General features: G+C 63.3%; 25 protein-coding genes. 14 read left to right on the top strand and 11 right to left on the bottom strand.

Going from position 1 to position 26,331, the window contains the following annotated elements:
* The first annotated feature begins 134 nt into the window (after positions 1-134).
* The gene (atzF, locus tag ACZXDY_RS22960) at positions 135-1,928 is read left to right on the top strand and encodes an allophanate hydrolase (protein ID WP_464347055.1); all 1,794 of its coding nucleotides are present in this window, start codon (positions 135-137) and stop codon (positions 1,926-1,928) included.
* 129 nt (positions 1,929-2,057) lie between these two features.
* Here atzF and ACZXDY_RS22955 read toward each other — a convergent pair whose 3' ends face one another.
* The 11 genes from ACZXDY_RS22955 to ugpB all read right to left on the bottom strand — a co-directional run bounded on the left by ACZXDY_RS22955 (position 2,058) and on the right by ugpB (position 13,082).
* Positions 2,058-2,786 carry a GntR family transcriptional regulator gene (locus ACZXDY_RS22955; RefSeq protein ID WP_464347054.1) on the bottom strand — a complete coding sequence of 243 codons (729 nt, stop codon included), beginning with the start codon at positions 2,784-2,786 and terminating at the stop codon, positions 2,058-2,060.
* Positions 2,783-3,181 carry an oxalurate catabolism protein HpxZ gene (gene hpxZ, locus ACZXDY_RS22950; protein WP_464347053.1) on the bottom strand — a complete coding sequence of 133 codons (399 nt, stop codon included), beginning with the start codon at positions 3,179-3,181 and terminating at the stop codon, positions 2,783-2,785. The genes ACZXDY_RS22955 and hpxZ overlap by 4 nt, the downstream gene beginning before the upstream one ends.
* A 3-nt stretch (positions 3,182-3,184) precedes the next feature.
* Positions 3,185-4,576, bottom strand: a complete 1,392-nt coding sequence (locus tag ACZXDY_RS22945; protein ID WP_464347052.1) for an AtzE family amidohydrolase — start codon at positions 4,574-4,576, stop codon at positions 3,185-3,187.
* A 7-nt stretch (positions 4,577-4,583) separates the two neighbouring features.
* On the bottom strand, positions 4,584-4,766 hold the full coding sequence (locus tag ACZXDY_RS22940; protein WP_028163418.1) for a DUF4089 domain-containing protein: 183 nt from the start codon (positions 4,764-4,766) through the stop codon (positions 4,584-4,586).
* Positions 4,767-4,887: 121 nt separating this feature from the next.
* Positions 4,888-6,660 (bottom strand): dipeptide ABC transporter ATP-binding protein, encoded by a 1,773-nt coding sequence (locus tag ACZXDY_RS22935; RefSeq protein WP_464347051.1) that lies wholly within the window; start codon positions 6,658-6,660, stop codon positions 4,888-4,890.
* Positions 6,657-6,794, bottom strand: coding sequence for a hypothetical protein (locus ACZXDY_RS22930; protein WP_464347050.1), 138 nt, complete (start codon positions 6,792-6,794; stop codon positions 6,657-6,659). Before ACZXDY_RS22930 ends, ACZXDY_RS22935 begins: the two co-directional genes overlap by 4 nt.
* A complete protein-coding gene (locus ACZXDY_RS22925) occupies positions 6,794-7,693 on the bottom strand; it encodes an ABC transporter permease (protein WP_463327025.1) in 900 nt (299 codons plus the stop codon). Before ACZXDY_RS22925 ends, ACZXDY_RS22930 begins: the two co-directional genes overlap by 1 nt.
* 9 nt (positions 7,694-7,702) lie before the next feature.
* Positions 7,703-8,716, bottom strand: a complete 1,014-nt coding sequence (locus ACZXDY_RS22920; protein WP_028163415.1) for an ABC transporter permease — start codon at positions 8,714-8,716, stop codon at positions 7,703-7,705.
* A 128-nt stretch (positions 8,717-8,844) separates the two neighbouring features.
* A complete protein-coding gene (locus tag ACZXDY_RS22915; RefSeq protein WP_464347049.1) occupies positions 8,845-10,461 on the bottom strand; it encodes an ABC transporter substrate-binding protein in 1,617 nt (538 codons plus the stop codon).
* A gap of 230 nt (positions 10,462-10,691) precedes the next feature.
* Positions 10,692-11,645: an aminoglycoside phosphotransferase family protein gene (locus ACZXDY_RS22910; protein ID WP_464347048.1), complete on the bottom strand. Its 954-nt coding sequence runs from the start codon at positions 11,643-11,645 to the stop codon at positions 10,692-10,694.
* A gap of 120 nt (positions 11,646-11,765) precedes the next feature.
* Entirely contained in the window at positions 11,766-13,082 is a 1,317-nt protein-coding gene (ugpB, locus tag ACZXDY_RS22905) for a sn-glycerol-3-phosphate ABC transporter substrate-binding protein UgpB (protein ID WP_464347085.1), read from the bottom strand.
* A 241-nt stretch (positions 13,083-13,323) separates the two neighbouring features.
* Here ugpB and ACZXDY_RS22900 point away from each other — a divergent pair, with 241 nt between their 5' ends.
* From ACZXDY_RS22900 to ACZXDY_RS22840, 13 genes are all read left to right on the top strand, one after another.
* A complete protein-coding gene (locus ACZXDY_RS22900; RefSeq protein WP_464347047.1) occupies positions 13,324-14,283 on the top strand; it encodes a TRAP transporter substrate-binding protein in 960 nt (319 codons plus the stop codon).
* 85 nt (positions 14,284-14,368) lie between these two features.
* Entirely contained in the window at positions 14,369-16,384 is a 2,016-nt protein-coding gene (locus tag ACZXDY_RS22895; RefSeq protein ID WP_464347084.1) for a sensor histidine kinase, read from the top strand.
* Positions 16,354-18,099, top strand: coding sequence for an ATP-binding response regulator (locus ACZXDY_RS22890; protein ID WP_028163409.1), 1,746 nt, complete (start codon positions 16,354-16,356; stop codon positions 18,097-18,099). The genes ACZXDY_RS22895 and ACZXDY_RS22890 overlap by 31 nt, the downstream gene beginning before the upstream one ends.
* Positions 18,096-18,833, top strand: coding sequence for a response regulator (locus ACZXDY_RS22885; RefSeq protein WP_028163408.1), 738 nt, complete (start codon positions 18,096-18,098; stop codon positions 18,831-18,833). The genes ACZXDY_RS22890 and ACZXDY_RS22885 overlap by 4 nt, the downstream gene beginning before the upstream one ends.
* Positions 18,834-19,093: 260 nt before the next feature.
* Entirely contained in the window at positions 19,094-19,705 is a 612-nt protein-coding gene (locus ACZXDY_RS22880) for a sigma-70 family RNA polymerase sigma factor (protein ID WP_130226665.1), read from the top strand.
* Between the two features lie 167 nt (positions 19,706-19,872).
* A complete protein-coding gene (locus ACZXDY_RS22875) occupies positions 19,873-20,052 on the top strand; it encodes a hypothetical protein (protein WP_130226666.1) in 180 nt (59 codons plus the stop codon).
* A 234-nt stretch (positions 20,053-20,286) separates the two neighbouring features.
* On the top strand, positions 20,287-20,988 hold the full coding sequence (locus tag ACZXDY_RS22870) for a cytochrome c biogenesis CcdA family protein (RefSeq protein WP_028163405.1): 702 nt from the start codon (positions 20,287-20,289) through the stop codon (positions 20,986-20,988).
* Positions 20,989-20,999: 11 nt separating this feature from the next.
* Positions 21,000-21,557: a thioredoxin family protein gene (locus ACZXDY_RS22865; RefSeq protein WP_464347083.1), complete on the top strand. Its 558-nt coding sequence runs from the start codon at positions 21,000-21,002 to the stop codon at positions 21,555-21,557.
* Positions 21,558-21,708: 151 nt separating this feature from the next.
* Positions 21,709-23,115 (top strand): cytochrome ubiquinol oxidase subunit I, encoded by a 1,407-nt coding sequence (locus tag ACZXDY_RS22860; protein ID WP_464347046.1) that lies wholly within the window; start codon positions 21,709-21,711, stop codon positions 23,113-23,115.
* Positions 23,112-24,122: a cytochrome d ubiquinol oxidase subunit II gene (gene cydB, locus ACZXDY_RS22855; RefSeq protein ID WP_464347045.1), complete on the top strand. Its 1,011-nt coding sequence runs from the start codon at positions 23,112-23,114 to the stop codon at positions 24,120-24,122. The genes ACZXDY_RS22860 and cydB overlap by 4 nt, the downstream gene beginning before the upstream one ends.
* On the top strand, positions 24,122-24,250 hold the full coding sequence (locus tag ACZXDY_RS22850; RefSeq protein WP_464347044.1) for a DUF2474 domain-containing protein: 129 nt from the start codon (positions 24,122-24,124) through the stop codon (positions 24,248-24,250). The genes cydB and ACZXDY_RS22850 overlap by 1 nt, the downstream gene beginning before the upstream one ends.
* A 157-nt stretch (positions 24,251-24,407) precedes the next feature.
* Entirely contained in the window at positions 24,408-25,001 is a 594-nt protein-coding gene (locus ACZXDY_RS22845) for a L,D-transpeptidase (protein ID WP_464347043.1), read from the top strand.
* Between the two features lie 52 nt (positions 25,002-25,053).
* The gene (locus ACZXDY_RS22840) at positions 25,054-26,094 is read left to right on the top strand and encodes an amino acid ABC transporter substrate-binding protein (protein WP_464347042.1); all 1,041 of its coding nucleotides are present in this window, start codon (positions 25,054-25,056) and stop codon (positions 26,092-26,094) included.
* Positions 26,095-26,331: the final 237 nt, after the last annotated feature.

The raw sequence follows: 26,331 nt of genomic DNA, 5'->3' as shown, positions 1-26,331 counted from the left end.
CCGATTTCCGCAAGCACCCCAATACTGCAAATGTACACAATGGCACATCGCTTGCTTCGGTGGGCTTGGGTTTTGTCAGGCCGGGCGCCGTCGATTGTGACGGAGATCGGCCGACCAAATGGACGAGGCACCACGTGACTGAAACCGTCGCTGAGATCCTTGCTGCGCACCGCGCCGGCACCATGACGCCTGCGGAAACGGTCGCGCGCAGTTTTCAGCGCATCCACGACCATGGCGATCCCGCCGTCTTCATCACCCTGCGCGCCGAGAAAGACGCGCAAGCCGAAGCCGAGGCGCTGGCCGGCAAGGACGCCGCGCGCCTGCCGCTTTATGGCGTGCCAGTCGCGGTGAAGGACAATATCGACGCCGCGGGAATGTCGACCACGGCGGCTTGTCCAGCCTTCTCCTATAGGCCGACGCATGACGCGACTGCCATCGCGCGGTTGCGCGCGGCCGGCGCCATCATCATCGGCAAGACCAATCTCGACCAGTTCGCGACCGGCCTGGTCGGCGTGCGCTCGCCCTACGGGATCCCGAAGAATCCAGTCCGCGACGACCTCATTCCGGGCGGATCGAGCTCGGGATCGGCGGTTGCGGTCTCCGCCGGACTGGTGCCGCTGGCGCTGGGCACGGATACCGCGGGAAGCGGCCGCGTGCCGGCGATGCTCAACAATATCGTCGGGCTGAAGCCAAGCCTCGGACTGATCTCGACCGCGGGCCTGGTGCCGGCCTGCCGTACGCTCGATTGCATTTCGGTGTTCTCGCTCACCGTCGACGACGCCATGACCGCGCTGAAGGTGATGGCCGGCACTGATGGCGCCGATCCTTTCTCGCGCGAGCGGCCGCTTGGCGAGATGACGGAGTTGCCGGCCAAGCTTCGGCTCGGTGTCCCCCGCAAAGGGCAGTTGATCTTCTTCGGGGACCGCCAGTCGGAGCAGCTTTATGCCGAGGCGATCGAGCGCTGGGCCGCGCTCGGCGCGACGCTGGTCGAATTCGACCTCGAGCCGTTCTACGAGACCGCGCGGCTGCTCTACGAAGGCCCGTGGGTTGCCGAGCGCTATCTGGTGATCCGCGATCTGCTCGCCTCGTCGCCGGAGTCGATCCACCCGGTCACGCGCGAGATCACCGCGGCCGGCGCGCGGCTCACCGCCGCCGAAACCTTTGCCGCGCTCTATCGGCTGCAGGCACTGCGCCGGGTCGCCGAGCGCGCCTTCGCCTCGATGGACGCGATCGTGCTGCCGACGGCGCCGACGGTCTATTCCACCGCGCAGGTATTGGCCAATCCGATCGAGCTCAACAGCCGGCTCGGCACCTATACCAATTTCGTCAACCTGCTCGACCTCTGCGGCCTCGCGCTGCCCTCGGCGATGCGGCCAGACAGCGCGCCGTTCGGCATCACACTGCTGGCGCCGGCCGGCCGCGACGCGCTGCTTGCCAGCATCGGCCGCGTCTTCCATGCCGATACAAAGCTGCCGATCGGCGCGAAGTCGCTGCCGCAGCCGCTGCTCGCTCCGCTACCGCCGTCAAGCGGCGAGGACATTCCGATTGCTGTGGTCGGCGCGCACCTGTCCGGCATGGCGCTGAACGGCGAGTTGCGCGCGCTCGACGGACGTTTGCTCGAGGAGACCACGACCGCGCCGGACTACAAGCTCTATGCGCTCGGCACCACGCCGCCGAAACCCGGGATGCTGCGCGTCGAGGCGGGCAGCGGCGCATCGATCAAGCTCGAACTCTGGGCGCTCTCGCCGGCATCCTTCGGCAAGTTCGTCGCTGCGATCCCGCCGCCGCTCTCGATCGGCACCATCCGCCTCGCGGACGGGCGCGAGGTGAAGGGCTTTATCGTGGAGCCGGCGGCGATCAACGGCGCACGCGACATCTCCGCCTTCGGCGGCTGGCGCGCGTTCGTGACGGAGAGCGCTACGGTCTAACGCCGTCATCCCGGGATGCGCCGAAGGCGCAGGCCCGGAATCCATCCGGCCGCAGACGACGTGGATGGATGGATTCCGGGCTCGCGCTTCGCGCGCCCCGGAATGACGAACGATGGATAGCCCGCGTGGTTATACCGAGACCGCGTAGATCTCGTATTCGCCGCGTACCAATGTGATGTGGGCGCGCATGGCGGCGGCGGCGCCGGTCTTGTCGCCGCGCAGGATTGCGACCACGACGCGGTCGTGCTCGGCATGCGATTTTGCCAATCGTCCGAGATTGCGGAACTGGGCGCGGCGGAACGGCTGCACCCGGACCCGTGTCGCCAGTGTCATCTCGGCGATATAATCGTTGTGCGAGCCGGCATAGATCGTGTTGTGGAAGCGCTCGTTGACCTCGTGAAAGCGCTCGGGATTGCCGGTGTAGCTGAGCACGCGCAATTCCTCATGCACGGCTTCGAGCGCATGCCGGTCAGCAGCCGTCATCCGCTCCGCGGCGAGCCCCGCGCACAGCGCTTCCAATTCCGCCATCGCCTCGAACATGCCGGTAAGCCGTTCGACCGAGGGCCGCGCCACCACCGCGCCACGATGGGCGCGCGCTTCGACCAGGCCGCTCGCCGCAAGCTGGCGCAGCGCCTCGCGCACCGGCGTGCGCGAGACATTGAAGCGACGCGCGATATCGGATTCGTCGAGCGGCGAGCCCGGTCCGAGCGCACCGCGCACGATCTCGTCGGCGAGTTGCAGGCGCAGCTCCTCGGCACGCGTGATCTTGGATTGTTGCGGAGACGGACGGTCGACGCGACGAACCAGCATGTCCGGTCCGGCGGCGGCAGGGCGACGCGGAAGGTCGTCCAGACTCATGTCTTCGGATCCTTCGGTTCGTCGATGATGCTGACATGGGCGGCAACGATTCTCCAGCCCTCGGGGAAGCGTATCCACGTCTGCATCTGCCGCCCCACCTTGCCAGGTGCGGAGTCGCGATAGAACAGGGTCGACGCGACCGCGGTGTCGCGGCCGTAGGTCGATATCACGGTCTTGTCGGTCCGGCGATTGAGCCCGGCCGGCGAGCGCCCGGCGCGGAACGCCATGATCGCCTCATAGCCATAGAGATTCTCGCCCATGCCGTAGCGCAGCGTGCGCTTGTCGTTGCGGAACAGCTCATCCAGCACGGCGACGTCGTTCGACACCAGCGCCTTCTCGTAGCGCTCAAACTGCGCGGTCACTTCGGCAAGCACGTCGGGCAGATCGATTTCCATTCGCTAGATTCCTCGCGGCGACGGCGCGGCGGCCGCGCCCATTTGCTCCAGAGCGTAGGCAACCCGCAGCGCGATGTCCTCGCGCCAGGGCGCGGCGATGATCTGCACCCCGATCGGCATCGGCAGAAGCGGAACCGGGACGGCCACCACCGGCAGGCCGATGAACGAAATCGGCTGGGTGTGGATGCCGATATTGGCGCGCACCGGCAGTTCGACACCATCGAGCGTGAAGTTCACCTGCCCAAGCTTCGGCGCCACGCAGGGCGTTGCCGGGGCCAGGATCACGTCGACTGTCCTGAACAGTTCCAGCACCTTCTCGCGGTACCAGCGGCGGAACTTTTGCGCCTTGTCGACATAGGGCGCCGGGATCATCGCGCCGGCAATCAGGCGATCGCGTACCGCGGGATCGAAATCATTGGGCCGCTTGCGCAGGCGATCGAGATGCAGCGAAGCACCTTCCGTTGTCGTGATGACATAGGCCGCCGAGCGGGCCCGCGCGGCTTCCGGAATTTCGACCGTACGCGTCGCGTTGAGCGCCTTGGCGATGCGGCCGACGGCTTCAACCGCCTCCGGAAAGACGTTCTGCTGGAAATAGCCGCCGGCAATGGCGATGCGGAGATCACGGATGCCTCGCGCAAGCTGTGGCACAACCGGCTCGACCGGCCGCAGGCTGCAGGCGGCATCGTCAGGATCCAGTCCTTGCATCGCGTCATAGGATAATGCGAGGTCACCTGCGCTTCGCGCCAGCGGCCCGAGATGATCAAAGCTCGCGACGAACGGAAAAGAACGCGCGCGCGACAGCCGGCCATAGGTCGGCTTCAGACCGAAGATACCGCAGAAGGACGACGGCACGCGGATAGAGCCATTGGTGTCGGAGCCGAGCGCGATCGGCACCAGGGCGCCGCCGACCGCACTGCCGGAGCCGCCCGAGGAGCCGCCCGCCATCCGCGTCGGATCGTGCGGATTGCGCGACGGACCGTCATGCACGTTCTCGCCGGTGAAGTCATAGGCGTATTCGCCCATGTTGAGCGCACCGACCAGCACGGCGCCGGCGGCCTCCATCCGCTCGATCAGCGTCGCATCGCGCGCGGCCGGCGGCAGATCGCGATTGATCTTCGATCCGGCACGCGTGGAGAGGCCCTGCACGTCGAACAGGCTCTTCACCGCGAAGGGCACGCCCGCGAGCGGGCCGACGGTCTGGCCGGCCGCAATCGCAGCATCAAGGGCTTTGGCCTTGGCGCGGGCGCGATCGGCGGTGATATCGGTGAAGGCGTTGAGGACGGAGTCGTGCTTGGCGATGCGGGCGAGCGCCGCCTCGGTTGCTTCCAGCGCGGAGAGCTTTCGCGCGGCGACGGCCTGCGCGATGTCGGCGGCGGACAAGGATTGATCGGTCATTGCGCTATCAGGCCGAGTAGACACTGGCCGGCTCGGTCTCGTCAGGCAGCGGGAATTCGTCCACCATCCGTGCCAGTCTCAGCGAGACCTCGAGATTGGCACGAACCGCCGGCCGCCAGGCGTCCTCGACCGGCAGCCCCATCGCCGTTGCCACGGCGTCGATATAGTCATCCAGCTTGTCGGCAGCCATGACTCTCCCACCCGACGATCTCAACGCAACCACGATCCGATGACTTGGATCGAATCACAACCTCATCTGTTTTATCGAGCGCCGGGAAAGCCTGCGTGCCTGTTTTCTTTCCGGAGGCTGCTCAATGAACAGGCAACGGCGGATGCGGGATCGCCGTCAGCAGCTCCTTTGTATAAGCTTCCTGCGGATCGCCCAAGACCTTTTCGGAACTTCCCTGTTCGACGATCTTGCCGTTGCGCATCACGATGACGCGGTCGCACAACAGGCGCACGACGTTGAGATCGTGCGATACGAAAAGATAGCTCATCCCCATCGACTGCTTGAGATCCTGCAACAGGTTCAGCACCACCGCCTGCACCGAGACATCGAGCGCGGCCGTCGGCTCATCGAGGATGACAAGCTTTGGATGCAGTGCAATCGCCCGCGCGATGCCGACGCGCGCCTTCTGGCCGCCGGACAGTTGATGCGGGAAGCGGTCGAGGAGATTGACGGGAAGACCGACCAGCGTGGCGAGTTCCTCGCAGCGAGCCCGCAACGCGTCCCGTCCCCTGATGTCGCCGAGTTGCAGAAGCGGATCGGCGATCGCGCGCGCAGCGGTGAAGCGGGGATTGAGGCTGTCGGTCGGATCCTGGAACACCATCTGGATCCGGCTGCGCAGCGGCAATCGCGCAAAGGATGGCGGCTTGATCTCGCCGATTTCTTCACCATCGAAGGCGATGCGGCCGGAGGTCTGGTCCAGGAGCCGCATCACCATCATCGACGTGGTCGATTTGCCGCAGCCGGATTCGCCGACCAGGCCGACGCTCTCGCCATGGCCGACATGGAAACTGATGCCGTCGACGGCGCGGAACACCTCCTGCTCCACCGGCGGCTTGCGGCCGAACAATTTTGACAGCACCGCACCTGCGCCCTGGCGCGGATATTCCTTGACGAGCTTTTCGACGAGGAGGAGCGGCTCTGTCTTCTCGTCACCCCCAGGCTTGACCCGGGGGTCCATCCTTTCAGGAGAAGAGTTTTTCGAAGACTGATGGATGGCCGGGTCAAGCCCGGCCATGACGGGCTTCGCATCCTCTTCCGGCAGCAGATCGCGCAGCGACACGCCGATCCGCGGCGTCGCGCGCATCAGCTTCTTGGTATAGGGATGCTCGGGTTTGGCGAAAATATCGGCCGACCTGGCGGTCTCGACCACGCGGCCTTTCTCCATCACCACGACGCGGTCGCAATAAGCGGCGGCGAGGCCAAGATCATGCGTGATCAGGATCGTCGACATCGAACGACGCTTCGTCAATTCGACGATCAGCTCCATCACCGCCTTCTGCGTGGTGACGTCGAGACCGGTGGTGGGCTCGTCCGCGATCAGGAGCTGCGGATTGCAGGCCAGCGCAAGCGCGATCACGACGCGCTGGCACATGCCCCCCGAAAGCTCGAACGGATAGGCGTGATAACGCTCGCGCGGCCGGGCGATCTTGACCTGCTCCAGCGCTTCGATCGCCTTCTCGCCGCGATCGGCCACCGTCGACTGCTGAACGTGCTGACGCAGCACGTCCTCGATCTGGTCGCCGACTTTGCGGATCGGATTGAGCGCAGCGCGCGGGTTCTGGAAGATCATCGAGACCTCCCGGCCGCGCAGGTCGCGCATCTGCGTCTCGGTCGCGGCCTTGACGTCGATGCCGGAGAACATCACCGAGCCCTCGGCGATTTTTCCCGCGCGATCTAGGATGCGCATCACGGCGTAAGAGGTCACCGACTTGCCGGAGCCGGATTCGCCGACGATGCCCACCGTCTCGCCTTTCGCCACGGAGATACTGACATGCTGCACCGCCTTGACAATGCCACGCCGCGTGGTGAACTCGACTGTGAGGTCCTTGACGTCAAGCAGCGGCTGCGCGCTCATGACGAGCGCCTCATTCTCAGCTCGTCATGCGCGGGCTTGACCCGCGCATCCATCGGAGAGTCAACGCTGCGCTTCGCGCGATGGATTGCCGGGTCAAGCCCGGCAATGACGATCAACTGAAAGAGCGCGGCCATTACGTCCTCCGCTGCGGATCGACGATGTCGCGCAGGCCGTCGCCAAGCAGGTTGAAGCAGAACACGGCGATCATCAACGCGAGCCCAGGGAACAGCGCTATCCACCATTCGCCTGACACCATGAAGCCGGCGCCTTCGGCGACCATGATACCCCATTCGGCGGTCGGCGGGCGAACGCCGAGGCCGATAAAGGAAAGACCGGCGGCGTTCAGGATCGCATAGCCCATCGTGAGCGACATCTGCACGATCATGATCGGCATGATGTTGGGCAGGATATGCACCAGCAGGATGCGGTATTCGCCATTGCCGGAGAGCCGCGCCGCCTGAACGAAGCCGGCGTTGCGGCGGACATTGGCCTCGGCGCGGGCGACACGGGCATAGAGCGGGAAATTCACGATCGCGGTGGCGATGATGATGTTCTGCACGGTGTTGCCGAGCGCCGCGACGATGCCCATCGCCAGCACGAACAGCGGGAATGCCATGATGGTGTCGGCGATGCGGCCGACGATGCGATCGGTCCAGCCGCCGAAATAACCGGCCGCGATGCCGGCGAGCCCGCCCATCAGGAACACCAGCACGACGGAAGCGACCGCGATGAAGGTGTCGAGCCTGGTTGCCACGATGACGCGGCTGAAGATGTCGCGACCCAATTGATCGGTGCCGAACCAGTGCGCCGCCGACGGCGGTTTCAGCGCCGCCGACGTATCACTCGCGAGCGGATCGTAAGGCACGACATAGGGGCCGAACAGCGCGGCGAACAGGATCAAGATCAGCAGCGCAAAGGCAAAGCCGGTGACCTTGTTCTCGCTGAGCACATAGCGCGCGTGCTCGAAGATGGCTGACAGCCCCGAGGTCCGCGCCGGACCGACGGGCTCAACGACAGGCGCAACGGTGCTCATGCTTCACCCCTACCCTTCCAGCCGCACACGCGGATCGATGACGCCGTAGAGAATGTCGATGACGAGATTGAGCAGCACATACATGACCGCCATGGTCAGCACGAAGCCCTGCACCGGCGCGAAGTCCGACGATATCAGCGCTTCCACCGCGTAGGAGCCGATGCCGGGCCAGGCGAACACTTTTTCGACCAGCACGTTGGCGCCGAGCAGGAACGAGAACACCATGCTGAGCGTGGTGATGACCGGCAGCATCGCGTTGCGGAACGCGTAGGTGACGATCACGGTGCCTGGCGACAGGCCGCTGGCGCGCGCGGTGCGCACGAAGTCAGAGGCGAGCACCGCGAGCATCGAGGCGCGGGTCATGCGCGCGATCGGCGCCAGCGAGAAGATCGCAAGCGTCGTCGCCGGAAGGACGAGCTGGCTGAGCGCCGAGCGGAACGCTTCGAAATCGCGGGCGATCAGCGTGTCGATCAGATAGAAGCCGGTCACGGTCGGCGGCGCGCTGTAGAACACGTCGAGCCGCCCCAGCGGCGCCGGCGACCAGCCAAGCCGGAAATAGAAGACGTAGACCAACACGAGGCCGGTGAAGAACACCGGAAGCGACACGCCTGCCGTCGTCGTGACGCGACAGAGATGGTCGATCCAGGAACCAGGGCGCGTCGCTGCGAGCACGCCGAGTGGGATCGCGATCGCGACCGACACCAAAAGGCCAAGCAGCGTCAATTCAGCGGACGCCGGCAGGCGATTGCGGAGTTCGGTCGCGACCGGCTGGCCGGTCGTGAGCGAGGTGCCGAAATCGCCATGAGCGAGATCGCTGGTGTAACGGAAGAACTGCTCGATCAGCGGCCGGTCGAAGCCGAGTTTCTTGCGGATCTGCTCGACCGCCTCCTTGGTCGCGGCGGGACCGGCGAAATACGCGGCCGGATCGCCCGGCAGCGCGCGCGTCAGGAGGAAGGTGACAATGACGACCCCGATCAGACTCGGGATCGCGAACATCAGCCGCTTGCCAATCATCGTCAGCATGGGGAGCGCTCCGAGCTGGCGAATGGCGTGCTGGCGAATAGCGAATGGCGAGTAGCGAATGGATGTTCGCGGCCGTTGGTCACATTCGCTACTCCCTATTCGCTATTCGCCACTCACCATTCGCCCACTCACCCCTTCGCCATCGCGCGATAGTCTAGGCGGCGATGGAACCAGTACTGATAGCCGGAGATGTTCTTCTGCATCGCCACGTTGACGAACGGCTGATACAGCGGAATGCGCGGGATGTCGGTGAAGGCGAGATCGACGAAGCTTTTGACGTCGGCATCGTAGGCGGCAGTGTCGCCGACCGCGGCAGCTTTGCGCGCGCCGTCGATGAACTTGTCCATCTCCGGCGACTTGTAGCTCATCGTGTTGAAGATCGAATTGTTGCCGTGATAGCACCAATAGAAGAAGTATTCGGGGTAATCGAGCCAGCCCGAGAATACATTGGTGAATAGCGGCATTTCCTTCTTGGTCAGCTCGGTGCGCCAGTTGGCGCCGGGCACCTTGTTGATGGTGGTCTTGATGCCGACCTGCGCCAGGCTCTCCTGCACCAGCACGCAGAGCGGCTCGTTGACGCCTGCGAAATTGAGGTCGAACGAGATCGTGGTCTCAAAGCCGTTCGGATAGCCGGCCTCCGCCATCAGCGCCTTGGCTTTCTCGATATCGGTGTAATATTTGTGCGGCTGCGGCCAGGCGACATCGGTCGGCTTGTCCTTCGCGCCGAACATCGGATTGGCGAGCCCGAACAGCACCGCGTCGATGATCTTCTGATAGGGAATGGCGTAAGCCACCGCCTGACGGACTTTCAGATTATCGAACGGCGGCTTGGTGACGTTCACGCCGATATACTGGATGCCGTTGGAGAACGGCAGCGACACCACGTCGAGCTTGCCGTTCGCCTTCATCTCCTGGAAATCCTTGAACGGCAGCTCGTAGGAGATATCGGCGTCGCCGCGCTCGAGCAGCGCACGGCGATTGCCCGCCTGCGGCACCATGCGCCAGATCACGCGCTTGATCTTCGGCATCGGGCCGCCGATCCAGGCGTCGTTGCGCTCCATGATCACTTCGGTGCCGGCGGTCCACTTCGTAACCTTGTAGGCGCCGGAGCCGGCGGTCTGCTGCTTGGTGTATTCGAGGCCCCAGGGGTCCTTTTCGGACGCGTTCTTCTTGACCAGTTCCGAATTGAGGACACAGGGCACGATCACGGCGAGATCTGGAATCGTGAGGCGGTCCTTGGTGGCGAAATCGACCCGCACCGTGGAGTCATCGACGATGACGAACTGCTCGGGCTTGGTCAGCGAGCCCGCGCTCATCTGGAAGGTCGGGAAGCCGCCGACGCTGACCGCGCGATCGAGCGACCATTTGACGTCCTTTGCCGTCACCGGCGTGCCGTCGTGGAATTTGGCGTTCTTCTTCAGTTTGAAGGTGACGGACATGTCGCCGACATTCATGTCGTCGGCGAGTTCGCCCTTGAACTTGTCGCGGTCGTAATAGGGTACGCCGCCCGGGCCGCTCTTCATCTCGTGGGTGATCAGGCGATCGTAGCAATTCCACGACACTTCATAGCCGGGCACATTGGTGCCGACGCCATGGATATCGAGATTGTTCGGGCCTCCCTCGGAGACGATCAGAAGCGTCTCCGAGCGCGCATCGGCCTTGGCGGGCGACCAGATCGCCGGCGCAGGCGCCATCGCGCTTGCGGCCAATCCGGACACGGATCTGAGGAAATCGCGACGTTTCATGGGTGATGCTCCAACGCCCCTGGGAAATGGCGTGGAAGGAGTTCGCAAGGTTTGTGCCAAGCCTCAACGGAGCGTTGGCGCAGTCCCAAAGCATTGATAATGCTTAGGAATATCGAGAGAAGCAGGATCAAACGCTACAATTGGCAGACACCACGTTGCATACAAACCAGTGTTTTTGCCTATTGATTAGGCGGATATTTTTGAACGCCCGATTGTTAGGCGAGTCATTTTTACGTGGCCCAAATCAGTTCCTGCAGTTGCAGGAGATCGTCAGCTTTCGCTTGCCAGCCATCGATACAGATGTGGCGGTTGAGGTCGCTTGCGCGGTGCAACAGCATCAAGGCCATCAGCCGCCGCTTCAGCGTGAAATCGATGTCGCTGCGGGAATATCCAAAGCCTTCGAGCAGGCTCAGCACGCGGCGCGGCCGGCCCGCGGCCATGAATGCGCCGGGGCCGAGCAGATCGTAGTCGCGCCATCCCGCCAGCACATCGCCGAAATCGATCAATCCGTAAAGGTGCCAGCGGCCGCCCCGCTGCGTCAGCATGAAGTTTTGCGGGATGTACTCGCCGGTGAGGATGACCGGTGGTTCGTGCATCGGGATCAACTCGGCGGCGTCGCGCAGGAGATCATCGAGCCCGTCGAGGAATTTTCGCGCCAGCCCCAGCCGTTCGTGCCTGGCACGACAGCCTTCTATCTGGCTCTGCATGAACACGTCCCAGCGCGGCTCGATTTCAAGCAGCGAGCCCGGCGGCACGCGCTGAACATCGGCAATGGTCTCGCCGATCTCGGCGAGCACGCGCTCCTTGTCCGCTTCGGGCAGCGAGGGCCACACCTCCGCACCCAGGATACCCGACACGCGCGTGATGACGAGATAGGGCCAGCGGTCGCGCTCGCCTTCGGCGACGAGCTCGGGAATCGGAATCTTGAGCCGTCCGCGAAGCTGCGCGAGCGATCCGCGCTCGGATACGAACTGCGCCCGCAGCACCGGTGGGAATAACTTCAGGATGAGATCATCACCGAGTCCGACGACGAGGTTGGTGCCGGTCGTGAAGACGTGAAGCGGCGTGGACGCAATTCCGTGACTGCGGGCGATATCCATCGCGACCGGCAGCCAGCGCGATGGGTCAGCACGCCAGGCGCGAAAGGCTTCGTAATCGGGGAAGGTCGGTAATGGCCATGTCATGAATTGCGCCACGCCGTCATTGCGAGGAGCGAAGCGACGAAGCAATCCATGTTTCCGCGGGTGGAGAGATGGATTGCTTCGCTCCGCTCGCAATGACGACGAGGATGGTGAGCGCCACTTCTATCTGTCCGGATTGGCGCGCTCGAACTGGCGCAGCAGCCGGTTACCGCGTTCGACGGCCAGATCGAGCGCTGTCTGCGGCGACTGCTTGCCGGAAAAGGCCTGCTCGAGCTCCTCCTCGATGACACCGCGGATCAGCACGAAAGAGCCGAGCCGGATACCTTTCGAGTTCTCGGTCGGCGGCTTCAGCGTCAATTGCTCGATCCCGATCGCCGCCCCGGGATTGTGGTCGTAGAAACCCTGCGAGCGGGTGAGCTCATAGGCCGCGCGGGTAATCGGCAGATAGCCGGTCGCCTGGTGCCAGGCGGCCTGCACCTCCGGCTTCGACAGATAGGCGAAGAACTTCGCAACGCCTGCATATTCGGTCCGCGGGCGATCGCGCAGCACCCATAGCGTGGCGCCGCCGATGATGCTGTTCTGCCGCGCGCCGGCGACATCTGGCCAATAGGGCAGCATGCCGTAACCGACCTCGAATTTCGAGTTGGCCTTGATATCGGCGCTGGTGCCGGACGAGCCGATGAAAATGCCGCATTCGCCCTTCTGGAAGCGCGGCTCGGCCGACTGCCCGCGGCCGCTATAGTCGAACACCTTGGTGGCTTGCCATTCCACGAGCTGGGCGATGTGCTTCACCATCAGCGGATTGTTGAAGATGAGCTCCGCATCAAGCCCGCCGAAGCCGTTGGATTTGGTCGCGATCGGCACATTGTGGAAGGCGAAGAAATTCTCGACATTGATCCAGGACGGCCACGACGTGGTGAATCCGCACGGAGCACCCGCCGCGCGCAGCCGCTTTGCCGCCGCACCGAGCTCGGGCCAGGTCTTCGGCGCCACCTCCGGATCGAGGCCGGCGGCGCGAAACAGATCCTTGTTGTAATAGAGGATCGGCGTCGAGGCGTTGAACGGAAACGACAGCAGATTGCCGCTGAGATCGGCGTAATAGCTGGTCACGGTCGGCAGATAGGCCGACGGCAGGAACGGCTCGGACTGATCGCGCATCAGCTCGAACACCGGATAGATCGCGCCGCGGGCCGCCATCATGGTGGCGGTGGCGATCTCGTTGACCTGGACGATGGCGGGCTGGCTGCGCGAGCGGAAGGCGAAGATCGCCGCCGTGACCGTCTCGGTATAGTTGCCCTTGTAGCTCGGCACGATCCGGTAGTCGGACTGGGACGCGTTGAAATCGGCAGCGAGCTTCTCGACCTGCTTGCCGAGTTCTCCCGACATCGCGTGCCACCACATGATCTCGGTCGCGGCATGCGCTGGAGATCCGAGGAGAGTGGTCGCGAGCGCCGCTGGGTATAGGAATCTCGTAAACAATGTCACGGTGCGCCAATCCAGGCTTTCGCGCTTGAGAAGCAAAATGACTTTTGCCCCTGATTAAGGCTGCATCGTTACGGTTGCAATCCGACAATGCGTCGGAATGGCCGATTAACCGTAGATCGTCGGATAGCTATCTTTCAGGCTTCTGCTAAAAGTATTGAACCTTTTCTTCCTGCCACAGACCATATCACAAGGGGATTTGTAGCCTGTGTACCGCCGCGCCGGCCTTTCGCGGACCATGACGCTTGTTATCGCGCTGCTGCTGACGGCGGTCGCAACGGGTGCGGCTGCGCGCGAGTTTCGGGCGTCCGATACCCAGAGCGAGGACTATCCGACCGTCCAGGCGCTGCGTTACATGGGCAGCCTGGTGGAGGAGCGAAGCGGTGGCCGTCATCATGTGCGGGTGTTTCATTCGCGGCAGCTTGGCGAGGAAAAAGAAACGCTGGAGCAGACGCGGGCGGGTGCGATCGACATCAACCGCACCAATGTGGCGCTGATCGGCACCATGGTGCCCGCGGCCAACGTGCTGGCGCTGCCCTTCCTGTTCCGCTCGGTCGAACATTTGCAGAAGGTGCTGGATGGCCCCATCGGCAACGAGATCCTTAACTCATTCGAGGCCTACGGATTCGTCGGCTTGGCCTTCTATGATTCAGGCGCGCGCTCGATCTACAACAGCGCTCGTCCGATCCGTTCGCTCGACGACTTCAAGGGCCTGCGGATTCGGGTCCAGCAGTCGCAGCAGATGTCGGACATGATCTGCGCGCTCGGCGCCGAACCGATCGAACTGCCCTACGGTCAGGTGAAGACCGGACTTGCCACCGGATTGATCGACGGCGCCGAGAACAACTGGCCGTCTTTCATCACCGCCGATCACTACAAGTTCGCAGGCTTCTATACGCTGACAGAACATACGATGAGCCCGGAAGTGCTGGTGATGTCGCAAAAGGCGTGGGCGAGCCTGTCGGTCGAAGACCAGGCGCTTTTCCGCGAAGCCGCGAAGCGCTCCAGCACCTTCATGCGCGAGAAGTGGAAGGACCTCGACGAGCGCTCGCGCCAGCGCGCGGAAGCCGCGGGCGTGAAGATCGTCAGCGATTTCGATCGCGGGCCGTTCGAGGCGGCGATGGCAGGGCTTTATGCCAAAGCGCAGCGCGACGGCGCGATCGCGTCATTGATCGCGCGCATCCGCAAGGTGGAGTGAAGCAAGCTTGGCAACACCCGCACAGGATGGAGCAGTGGGACGGCAGGCGAGCCTCGCCGCGCGCGGCCGCGTGCAGATCGTCCAGATGCTGCGGGCGGTGCCGATCCGCTGGCGCATCCTGTCGATCGCGCTGTTGAACTCGGCGGTCGTGGTGGTGCTGGCGGCGTTGATCTGGAACGGCGCCACCGTGCTTCGCTCGGCGTGGGAGGATGTCCGGCAGGTCCGGGAGTCCGACAAGATCCTGGCCAAGCTCGAGACCGAGACCAGCCGGCTGCAGAACCTGATCCACCGCTACATCAACCAGCCGAGCCCGGAGCTCTTCGCCGAGATCCTGCTGCTCCGCGAAGCCGTGCTCGGCACGCTGACCACGCGCGCCGCCACCGATCCGATGCTGTCGGGGTCGGTGGAGCAGCTCGAGCGCGTCACCAGCCGCTTCCTGGACGGCTTCGGCGAATTGCGCGCCGTGCAGGCAAAGATCACCAAGACCTATGAGGAGCAGGTGCTCGGGCCGGCCAAGGACATGGCCGGTCTCTACTCCATCATCGAAGGCGCCACCGGCCATCGCGACGCGCTGATCTGGCCCTCGCTCGGCAAATCCCGCGAGGCCTTCACCGCGATGCTGGTGGCGGCGAACGCCTATTATCTGTCGCTCTCGAGCGCATCCGCCGAAGAGGCCCGCCGCAACACCGAGACGATCGAGAAGACGATCCCGGTCATGATCGACCTCGCCGACAACGACCTGCAGCGCCTGGCGCTGGCGCGGCTCAACAAGCGAACCGAAGCGTTGCGCGAGGGATTGGGCAAGTTGACCGAGCAGCTCGCCAGCCGCACCGAGCTGCTCCGCAACACCATCGACGCCAGCCAGGCCGACGCCATCGGCGTCATCGACGATCTCTCGATCAACATGCGCCAGCGCGAGCAGAAGGCGCAGGAGACTTTCGACCGGACGCTGTCGGACATTTCGCGCCGCGTGCTCTCGATCGCGGTGATCTTCCTCGGCATCATCGTTTCCGCGGGCGTCCTGATCGCGCTCTCGATCCGCCTGCCGCTGCAGCAGATCATGGCCTCGATGCACGCCATCACGTCGGGCAGTTACGATCGCCACGTGCTGGGCACCGATGCCAAGGACGAGGTCGGCGCGATGGCGCGCGCGGTGGAAGTGTTCCGCGAGAACGCGATCGCCAAGCGCCAGGCCGAGGACGAATTGCGCGCCGCCAAGGAACGGGCGGAGAGCGCGCTGCTCGAACTCAATACGGCGCAGCAGAACCTGATCGATGCCGAGCGGCTGGCGGCGCTCGGCGGTCTTGTCGCCGGTGTCGCCCATGAGGTGAACAACCCTATCGGCATCAGCCTGACGGTGGCCTCGAGCTTTGCGCGCCGCACCGAGATATTCGAGCACGAGCTGAAATCGGACCAGCTCCGCCGCTCCAAGCTCGACGAATTCGTGAAAAGCTCGCGCGATGCCGCGCAGCAGCTCGTCGCCAACCTGCAGCGTGCGGGCGAACTGATCCAGTCATTCAAGCAGGTGGCGGTCGACCGCTCACATGCCGAGCGTCGCCAGTTTTCCTTGAGCGAAGCGACCGACCAGATTGTCGCCAGCCTGCGGCCGGTGCTGAAGAAAGCCGCGATCGCCCTCACTGTCGATGTGCCGGAAGGCCTGATGATCGACGGCTATCCCGGTTCCTACGGACAAATTTTAACTAATCTTTTCCTTAACGCCGTCAATCATGCGTTCGCCGACCGGCGATCGGGGACGATCACGATTTCAGCACGGGCCCGCGGCAGCGACGACATCGAGATCATCTTCGCCGACAACGGCGCCGGCATGACGCCGGACGTGCAGCGCCAGGCGTTCGATCCATTCTTCACCACGCGGCGCAACGAAGGCGGCACCGGGCTGGGCTTGCATATTGTCTATAATCTTGTCACCCAGCAGCTTGGCGGTCGCATGGTGCTGGAGTCAAGGGTGGGACAAGGCACCACTTTTCGCATTATCATGCCGAGAATCGCCAGGGGGCAGCCTACGGGCGAGCCCACGATCGCGGACCAAGCCAATGACGGAACTGCTCAATGGCCGAACAGGACGATGTCCTCCACCTGATCGACGACACCGGGGTCGCACCGGAAGATTCGTCCGCACGCAAATGGAAAGTGGCAGTCATCGACGACGATGCTGCAGTGCATGAAGGCACCCGCTTCGCGCTGTCCGACTACAGCCTGAACGGGGCCACCCTGGAAATCCTGTCGGCCTATTCTGCGGCGGAAGGTCGCAAGCTGATGCGGGAGCATCCGGACATCGCCGCCGTGCTGCTCGACGTCATCATGGAGACCGACGTCGCAGGGCTCGAGCTCGTCGAATATATCCGCAACGAGATCAAGAACGAGACCGTCCGCATCATCCTGCGCACCGGACAGCCGGGACAGGCGCCGGAGCGGCGCGTGATCGTCCAATACGACATCAACGACTACAAGGCCAAGACCGAGCTCACCGCCGACAAGCTGTTCACCTCGTTGACGGCGGCGCTGCGCAGCTATCAGCAGCTCGAGCGCATGGTGCAGACGAGGCGCGGGCTCGAGATCATCATCGACGCCGCCTCCACGCTCTACGACTTCAAATCGATGCAGCGGCTTGCCGAGGGCGTGCTGACCCAGCTCGCCTCGCTGCTCAATGTCGAGTGCGCCGGCATCCTGGTGCTGCGCGATGACGGCGCCGGCAGCGAATTGTCGGTGCTGGCAGGCTCCGGATGCTACAGCCGTTTCATCGGCACCACCAGCTCGAAGTCGCTCGACCCTGATCTGCGCGACATGGTGGAAGCCGCCTTCCAGCGTCGCAAGAACGAATTCGCCGACCACCGCAGCGTGCTCTATTTGCGCACCGGCAGCGGCCGCGAAGTCGTGGTGCTCCTGCAGGCGGAGCGCCAGCTCTCCGACACCGACCGTGCGCTGGTCGAGATATTCAGTAGCCGCCTGTCGATCGCGTTCGACAACGTGATCCTGTACCAGCAGCTTCATGAGGCCAACACGCAGCTCGAGGACCGCGTCGCCCAGCGCACCCGCGCGCTGATGCAGGCCAACCGCCGGCTTTCGGCGCAATGGCTGAGATTGCAGCGTGCCAACGGCTTCAAGAACGAGATCCTGGGCACGGTTGCCCATGACCTCAAGAACCCGCTCGGCGTGATCCTCGGCCGCACCGAGATGCTGACCGAATTGATCGGCGCCGGCTCGCCAAAGGAGGCGGTCGCGACCCAGGTCGAGCACATCAGGGATGCCACCAAGCGCCTGACGTCGATGGTCGATCATCTGATCTCGGATGCGATGGCCGACGCCTTCGACATCACCATCCGCCGCGAACCGGTCGATGTCGCGGCTCTTATCAACGAGGTCGCCGAAGCGAACCTGCCACTGGCAGTCAACAAGCAGCAGAGCATCTCGGTCTCCGCACCGCCGAATTTCGTGACCATGTGCGATGCCGACCGCATTCGCGAGGCAATCGACAATCTGGTCAGCAATGCCATCAAATACTCACCAATCGGCGGCAAGATCACGGTGATCGTCACCCATGAGGGCGACAACACGGTGATCCGGATCGCCGACGAGGGCGCCGGCCTCTCGCCGGAGGATTTGGGTCGCCTGTTCGGCAGGTTCCAGCGGCTGTCAGCCAAGCCGACAGCAGGGGAGAGTTCGACCGGGTTAGGACTTTCGATCGTCAAGCGCATCATCGACATGCATGGCGGCCATGTAACGGCACAGAGCCCCGGGCCCGGACAAGGCTCGATCTTTACGGTTACATTGCCTGCTACAGCAGAGACATCATGACCCAGAGCCCGCACATCATCATTGTCGATGACGAGGCACCGGCCCGCGAAATGGTCGGTGATTATCTCAAGATGCACGGCTTTGGCGTGACGCTGTGCGACGGCGGAAAGAGCCTGCGCAGCGTGATCGAGACCAACCATCCCGACCTCGTGGTGCTCGATCTCAACATGCCCGAGGAAGACGGGCTGTCGATCATCCGCGATCTCAAGAGCCGGATGAATGTGCCGGTCATCATGCTGACGGCGACCGCGAGCCCGATCGACCGCGTGGTCGGGCTTGAGCTCGGGGCCGACGATTACGTGGCAAAACCCTGCGAGCTGCGCGAATTGATGGCGCGGATCCGCTCGGTCCTGCGGCGGAGCACGCCGGCCAAAGCGGCCGCGCCTGAAGCTGCGGCCGCCAAGACCGAAAAGGAACAATTGGTCCGCTTCGGTACCAAATGGCTCGACCTGCAGGCGCAGGCGCTGCGCGACGACGAGGGCAACGAGCATCCGCTGACGGCATCCGAATTCGGGCTGCTGAAGGTGTTCGCGGCCAATCCGAAACGGGTGCTGTCGCGCGAGCGGCTGCTCGAACTGGCCAATGCGCGCGACGCCGAGGCCTTCGACCGCGCCGTCGACCTCCGGATCATGCGCATCCGCCGCAAGATCGAAATCGATCCGACCAAGCCCGCAGTCATCCGCACCATCCGCGGCGGCGGCTATCTGTTCTCACCGAGCGGCGAAAAGGCCTGATCTTCGCCGCCCGCCCAATGCTGGGGGCGGGAGAACGTATCAGGAGGCCGCCTGGTTTCACCCTGCCCGCAACCTCCCTGCAATTTTCCTCGCATTGAAATTACTAGCATTTTTGCCTCGAATGTTTCGTCGCCCGCGCTCCGACGAAACAATTCTCCTACGGATGAAACCATTTTCCGCTTTTCGCGCAGACATCCCGAAACCGTGGCTCATTAACAATTCTCCCAACGAAAGCCGCCAAGGCGAACTGGGAGCCTGTCATGTCGAACGTCGTCGCCATCAACGCTGCAGCCAACGATCATATCGCCGCGGCACGCCAGACATCCGACGAAATGCTGCTCGGCAAGATCGCCATAGGCGACCGGACAGCCATGCATGTGCTCTATTCCCGCCACAACGTCCGGGTCTACCGTTTTGTCCTGCGCATGGTCCGCGACACCACGGTGGCGGAAGATCTCGTGAGCCAGGTGTTCCTGGACGTCTGGCGCACCGCCGACCAGTTCGAAGGCCGCTCGCAGGTTTCCACCTGGCTGTTGTCGATCGCCCGCTTCAAGGCGTTGACCGCGCTGCGCCAGCGCCGGCACGAGGATATCGAGCAGGAAGAAGTGCTCGAGATCGTCGACGACGCCGATACACCGGAAGCCGCGCTCGATCGCGCCTCGACCAGCGAGATCCTGCGCGCCTGCGTCGCGAAGCTGTCGCCGGCGCATCGCGAGATCATCAACCTCGTCTATTATCACGAGAAGTCAGTGGAAGAGGCCGGTGCGATCATCGGCATTCCCCAGAGCACGGTGAAGACCCGCATGTTCTATGCCCGCAAGCAGCTCGCCGAATTGCTGAGGTGCGCCGGCGTGGAAAGCCTCGCGGCGTGAAGGAGCGATCCGGAAGGTCGTAAGGAAGGCCGGAAATTGTACGGATCGTCTTCGGAGCCAGAAGGCGGCCACGAAACAATTGAAACAATCGACGACATCACCTGGAAAAGCTCAGCCTGTATACGTTAACCATCGAACGCAACGCCAACGCCGAACAGGAGAAAGACATGCTGAAGCCATCCTTCCGCTTCTTCATCATCCCGCTCGGCGCGGTGGCTACGCTTGCAACGCTGTCGAGCCAGAATGTCGCCCCGCGCGCGCAGCGCGATGCCGGTGCAACGCCAGTGCGCGAGCAGGTTATCGATTGCAGCACCAAGAGCGCCGCGGAAGTCTGCGAGATCAGATAGCGAGTTCTTACATCTTCAAGTTCTAACCTCCCAAGACGACCTCCAACGACCCGGCCGGGATGCCCCCCAGCCGGGTCGCTCTGCCTTTGTGGCTCGTGCAATCACCGTGGAAGCCTCACACAGACGTGACCACATCCGAATAAGGCAGACGTAACGTCTGATCTTGTCTTCGCGAACAACATCACACTACCGGCTCAGGCATTGGGCGTGGCCGGACTGCGACGGACGATCGTGATGTTGAATCTTGTTCTGGCGCTGCTCGCAGGTGTCGTCACCGTCGCGGCGCCTTGCACCCTGCCGATGCTGCCGATCCTGCTTGGGGCATCGATAGGCCAGACCAGCAAGGCGCGGCCGGCGATGATCGCGCTCGGCTTTGTGATGTCGTTCTCGATGGTGGCGTTGCTGCTGAGCGCGATCACCCGCGCCTTCGATTTCGATCCCAACGTGCTGCGAACCGGCGCCGCGATCCTGTTGCTCGGCTTCGGGCTATTGATGATCTGGCCCGCGCCATTCGAATGGCTGGCGATCCGGATTTCCGGGCTCACCGCGGGCGGTTCGCCGGGCAATGCAACACCATCGCAAAGCCTGATCGGCGGCTTCGTGCTCGGCACGACACTCGGGCTGGTATGGACGCCCTGCGCCGGGCCCGTGTTGGGCTCGATCCTGACCATAGTCGCGACGTCGAAAGATACCGGCTGGGCCAGCTTGCAGCTTGTCGTCTACGCCGTCGGGGCGGCGCTTCCGATGCTCGCCATCGCCTACGGCGGTCAGGCCGTCACGACCCGCATCCGCAGCATTGCGCGGATCGCGCCGCGACTGCAGCAGGGCTTTGGCGTCGTCATCATCGCGTTCGCGGCCCTCTCCTACTTCCAATACGACACGCTGATCGTGGCGTGGCTGACCAGCTTCTATCCCAACGGCCAGATCGGCCTTTGACCTCAAAGGAAATCACCATGATCCTGCGTTCACTTATATCCGCGCTGATCGGCACCGTTTGCCTGACCGGCATCACCGCTCCCCATATCGCTCGTGCGCAGGAGCCCGCGGCGAGGGTCACGGCGGCGCAACAGAGCGCGCCAAATTTTGCCGGCATCACCAAATGGTTCAATTCGCAGCCGCTCGACATCGCTGACCTGCGCGGCAAAGTCGTGCTGGTCGACTTCTGGACCTATGGCTGCGTGAACTGCGTCAACACGCTGCCCCACGTCGTTGCGCTCGACGCCAAGTACAGGAATCGAGGTCTCGTCGTGATTGGCGTCCATACGCCGGAATTTCCGTTCGAACGCTCAGCGTCCAACGTCCAGGCCGCGCTGAAACGGCACGGCATCACCTATCCGGTGGCGCAGGACAATGAGTCGCAGACCTGGAATGCCTACCGCAACCAGTATTGGCCCGCGCAGTACATCATCGACCAGAATGGACATATCGTATTCCATCACGACGGCGAGGGACAGTACGAGCAGATTGACCGCACCGTCGCCCGGCTGCTCAACGCCAACAGTTGAGCGCTTCTGCGACAACCAAAGTACTATCGTCAAACCCGGCGCGCCAAGGTCCGCGCCGGGTCGCTCCCTCTGCCTTGGTCATATTGACATGTTTTCACTACGATCGGACGCGTGATAACCTCACGTCGTAATTCACGATGGGTAGCGTGTCATGTTCGAAGGCTGGGATGCGGTTGCGCTCGCCCGGGCGCAGTTTGCTTTCACGATGTCGTTTCACATCATATTCCCGGCTTTCTCGATCGGGCTCGCCAGCTACCTTGCGGTGCTCGAAGCGCTCTGGCTCTGGACCGGGCGCGAGGTCTTCATCAATCTGTTTCACTACTGGCTGAAGATCTTCGCGGTCGCATTCGGCATGGGCGTGGTGTCGGGCATCGTGATGTCCTACCAGTTCGGCACCAACTGGTCGGCCTTCTCCGACAAGACCGGGCCCGTCATCGGACCGCTGATGGCCTATGAGGTGCTGACCGCGTTTTTCCTTGAAGCAGGCTTCCTCGGCGTGATGCTGTTCGGATTGAACCGCGTCGGTCCCAGGCTGCACTTTCTCGCAACCTTGATGGTCGCGATCGGCACGCTGATCTCGGCATTCTGGATCCTCTCGTCCAATTCCTGGATGCAGACGCCGACCGGCTACGCCATCAATGCGAGCGGCCAGTTCGTGGCCGCCGACTGGCTCAAGGTGGTCTTCAATCCGTCCTTTCCCTATCGCCTCGTGCACATGGTGCTCGCGGCCTATCTGACCACCGCGCTCGTGGTCGGCGCGGTCGGCGCCTATCATCTGCTGCGTGACCAGCATCTCGCCGGCCCACGCGTGATGTTCTCGATGGCGATGTGGATGGCGACTTTCGTGGCGCCAATCCAGATCCTGGCCGGGGACCAGCACGGGCTGAACACGCTGGAGCATCAGCCTGTGAAGATCATGGCGATGGAAGGCCACTACCAGAGCCACAAGGACGGAGCGCCGCTGATCCTGTTCGGATGGCCCAACCAGACGGCCGGCCGGGTCGATTTCGCCGTCGAAATCCCCAAGCTCGGATCGGTGATCCTGAAGCATTCACCGACCGCGCCGATGGACGGGCTCGACACCGTGCCGCGCGAAAACTGGCCGCCGGTACCGATCACCTTCTGGTCGTTCCGCATCATGGTCGGGCTCGGCTTCCTGATGATGGGGCTCGGCCTGCTCAGCGCGTGGATGCGCTGGCGCGGTCAGCTCTATTCCTCGCGCTTTCTGCACGGCTTCGCAATGCTGATGGGGCCGGCGGGCTTCATCGCGGTGCTGGCGGGCTGGATCACCACCGAGACAGGGCGGCAGCCATTCACGGTCTATGGCCTGCTGCGGACGGCCGACTCCGCTTCTCCGCTCGCTGCGCCTGCGGTCGGCTCCTCGCTGCTCGCTTTCGTCATCGTCTATTTCGCGGTGTTCACGGCGGGCGTGATCTATTTGCTGCGGCTGATGGCGGCGCCGCCGCATCCCGGCGAAGCGGGACCGCCGCGTGACGTTCCCGCCCGCGCCGCCGGCATCACCCCGGCCGCCGCCGCGGCAACAGAGCTCGCGTCATGAGTGTCACGGTCGACCTTGCCACGGTCTGGGCCTTCATCATCGCCTTCGCGGTGTTCGTCTACATCGTCATGGACGGCTTCGATCTCGGCCTTGGCATCCTGTTTCCGCTGTTCCCGAACAAGGCGGATCGCGACGTCATCATGAACAGCGTGGCGCCGGTCTGGGACGGCAACGAGACCTGGCTGGTGCTCGGCGGCGGCGGGCTGATGGCGGCGTTTCCGCTCGCCTATGCCGTGCTGATGCCGGCGCTCTATACGCCCGTTATCGCGATGCTGGTCGGCTTGATCTTCCGCGGGGTCGCCTTCGAATTCCGCTGGCGCACGCAAAGGGAACGCAACCGCTGGGACAGCGCCTTTTTCGGCGGGTCACTGGTCGCGGCGCTGGCCCAGGGCGTTGCGCTCGGCGCCATCCTGCAGGGTGTGCATGTCGAGGCCCGCCAATATGCCGGCGGCTGGTGGGACTGGCTGACGCCGTTCAGCGTGCTGACCGGCATATCGGTGTTGGTGGGTTACGCGCTGTTGGGCGCGACCTGGCTGGTGATGAAGACCGAGGGCGCGCTGCGCGACAAGGCCTATCAATTGAGTTGGGTGTTACTGTTCGCGATGCTCGGTGCGATCGTCGCCGTCAGCCTCGCAACCCCGTTCCTCAGCGTGCAATATACCCAGCGCTGGTTCACCTGGCCGAACATCATCCTGACCGCGCCGGTGCCGCTCGCGGTGGCGGCCGTCACCGCGCTGCTATTGCGCAGCCTTGCGAACAAATATGACTACCAGCCGTTCTTCCTGACGCTGGCGTTGTTCTTGCTGTCCTATGCCGGCCTCGGCATCAGCATGTATCCCTATATCGTGCCGCAGAGCATCACGATCTGGGAAGCGGCCTCGCCTGCCAACAGCCAGATCTTCATGCTGGTTGGCGTCGCGATCCTGATTCCGCTGATCCTCGCCTACACGGGTTGGGCGTATTGGGTGTTTCGCGGCAAGGTGCGGCCCGGCAGCGGGTATCACTGATGTCGCGCCAGGAGGACCAACGCCCGCTCGCGAAGCGCCTGATGTGGTTCGCGGCGCTTTGGCTCGGCGGTGTCGGCACCGTGGCGTTGATTTCGTTCGGTCTGCGCCTCTGGATCGCACCGCGATAAGACAGCTCCGCCACAAGGCTATGACGGGAATCGCAGGTATTCCAGGCAGTGATCTCCTCTGCCTCAAACTTGCCATCAAGCTGCCACTGAGATTTGATGGTTCCTGATTTGGGTGGAGCACTAGTGAATTTGGCCGCGCGCCACAGGAGAGCTTTGTATGACGAAATTTCGTCACCTGATCTGGATGGTCATTGCGGCAGGCGGCCTGATGCTTTCGGTCTCACAGAGCCAGGCCCAAAGCAACGATGTCGGCGATCAGCCGGGTCTCGTCCCCGACGATAATGTCGAGCTCGATCCGGAATGGCGCAAGCAGGTGGTTTATTACCGCACCAACGAGGCGCCCGGCACGATCATCATTTCGACCAAGGAACGCCATCTCTACCTGATTCAGGGCAACGGCCGCGCGATCCGTTACGGTATCGGCGTCGGCCGCGAAGGCTTCCAGTGGCAGGGTCTCCTGAACATTACCCGTAAAGCGGAATGGCCGGACTGGACGCCGCCGCCGGAAATGATCGCACGCCAACCCTACCTGCCGCGCTTCATGGCCGGCGGCCCCGGCAACCCGCTCGGCGCGCGCGCGATGTATCTCGGCACCACCGTCTACCGCATCCACGGCACCAACCAGCCCAACACCATCGGCACCGCGATCTCCTCCGGCTGCTTCCGGCTGGTCAACGCCGACGTCGCCGATCTCTATGATCGCGTCCCGGTCGGCACCAAGGTCATCGTCCGGCAGAAGCCCGAACTGTAACCGCCCGCCCGCTTTTCCCTTCCTGACACCTACACCTGGTGAGAAATAAATAATGAAGCGCACATTTCGAGGCGGCCTGCTGATCGGGCTCGCGGTCGCGGCCCTGGTTGCAGTCGCGGCCATCACCTATGAGCGATACGACACCAAGACTTTGAAGCGCACCGTCCGCCGCGGCGAGGTGCTGTGTGGCGTCAACAAGGGCCTGCCGGGCTTCTCGATCCCCGACGAGAAGGGCAATTGGACCGGCTTTGACGTCGATTTCTGCCGCGCGGTGGCGGCCGCGATCTTCGACGATCCGTCCAAGGCGAAATTCATCCCGCTCGATGCCAGCGAACGCTTCAAGGAGTTGCAGAGCCGGAAGGTGGACATCCTCTCGCGCAACTCGACCTGGAGCATGTCGCGCGAGACCAATTACGACCTCTATTTCCCCGCCGTCGCCTATTATGACGGCGAAGGCTTCATGCTGCCGCGCTCGCGCAACATCGACTCCGCACTCGACTTGAACGGCAGCAAGGTCTGCGTGCAGGGGGAGACCACGACGCAGCTCAACCTCGCCGACTATTTCCGTCTCAACAATATGAAATTTACGGAGATGAAGTTCGGAAAGCTCGAGGATGTCGTCAAAGCCTATGACAGCGGGCAGTGCGACACCATCACGGCCGATGCCTCGCAGCTCTATGCGCTCAGGCTCAACCTCTCCAAGCCGAACGATCACATCATCCTGCCCGACATCATCTCCAAGGAGCCGCTCGCGCCCGTGGTGCGGCTGCGCGACGACGACTGGATGATGATCGTGAAATGGACGCTGTATGCGATGATCAACGCCGAGGAGCTCGGCATCACGTCGAAGAACATCGATGAGGCGCTGAAATCGAAGAAGCCCGAGGTGATGCGGCTGGTCGGCACCGAAGGCTCCTATGGCGAGGACCTCGGCCTGACCAAGGACTGGGCCGCCCGCATCATCCGCCACGTCGGCAATTACGGCGAGATCTACGACCGCAATGTCGGCAGCGAGTCGAAGCTGAAGATCCCGCGTGGCCTCAACCAGCTCTGGAACGCCGGCGGCATCCAATACGCGCCTCCGATCCGGTAAAGGTCTCGCACGCCGTCATTGCGAGCTTCCGAACCGCATCGACGTCTCGCGCTTCCCTTCTCCCCTTGTGGGAGAAGGTGGCGCGAAGCGCCGGATGAGGGGCTGCCTCCGCGAACGTCGGCGTGCGTCGAGAGAGACCCCTCACCCAAACGTATCAGTTGCTAAAGCGTGATGGCATTAGGTTCGATAACCTGAATTTTCGAGATAGTTCGCGCATTCTTCAGAGGTGAATGCTGG

This window comes from Bradyrhizobium sp. LeoB3, assembly GCF_055456055.1.
Note: the sequence above shows the minus strand (reverse complement) of the source record. Positions and strands in the feature narration are given on the sequence as shown.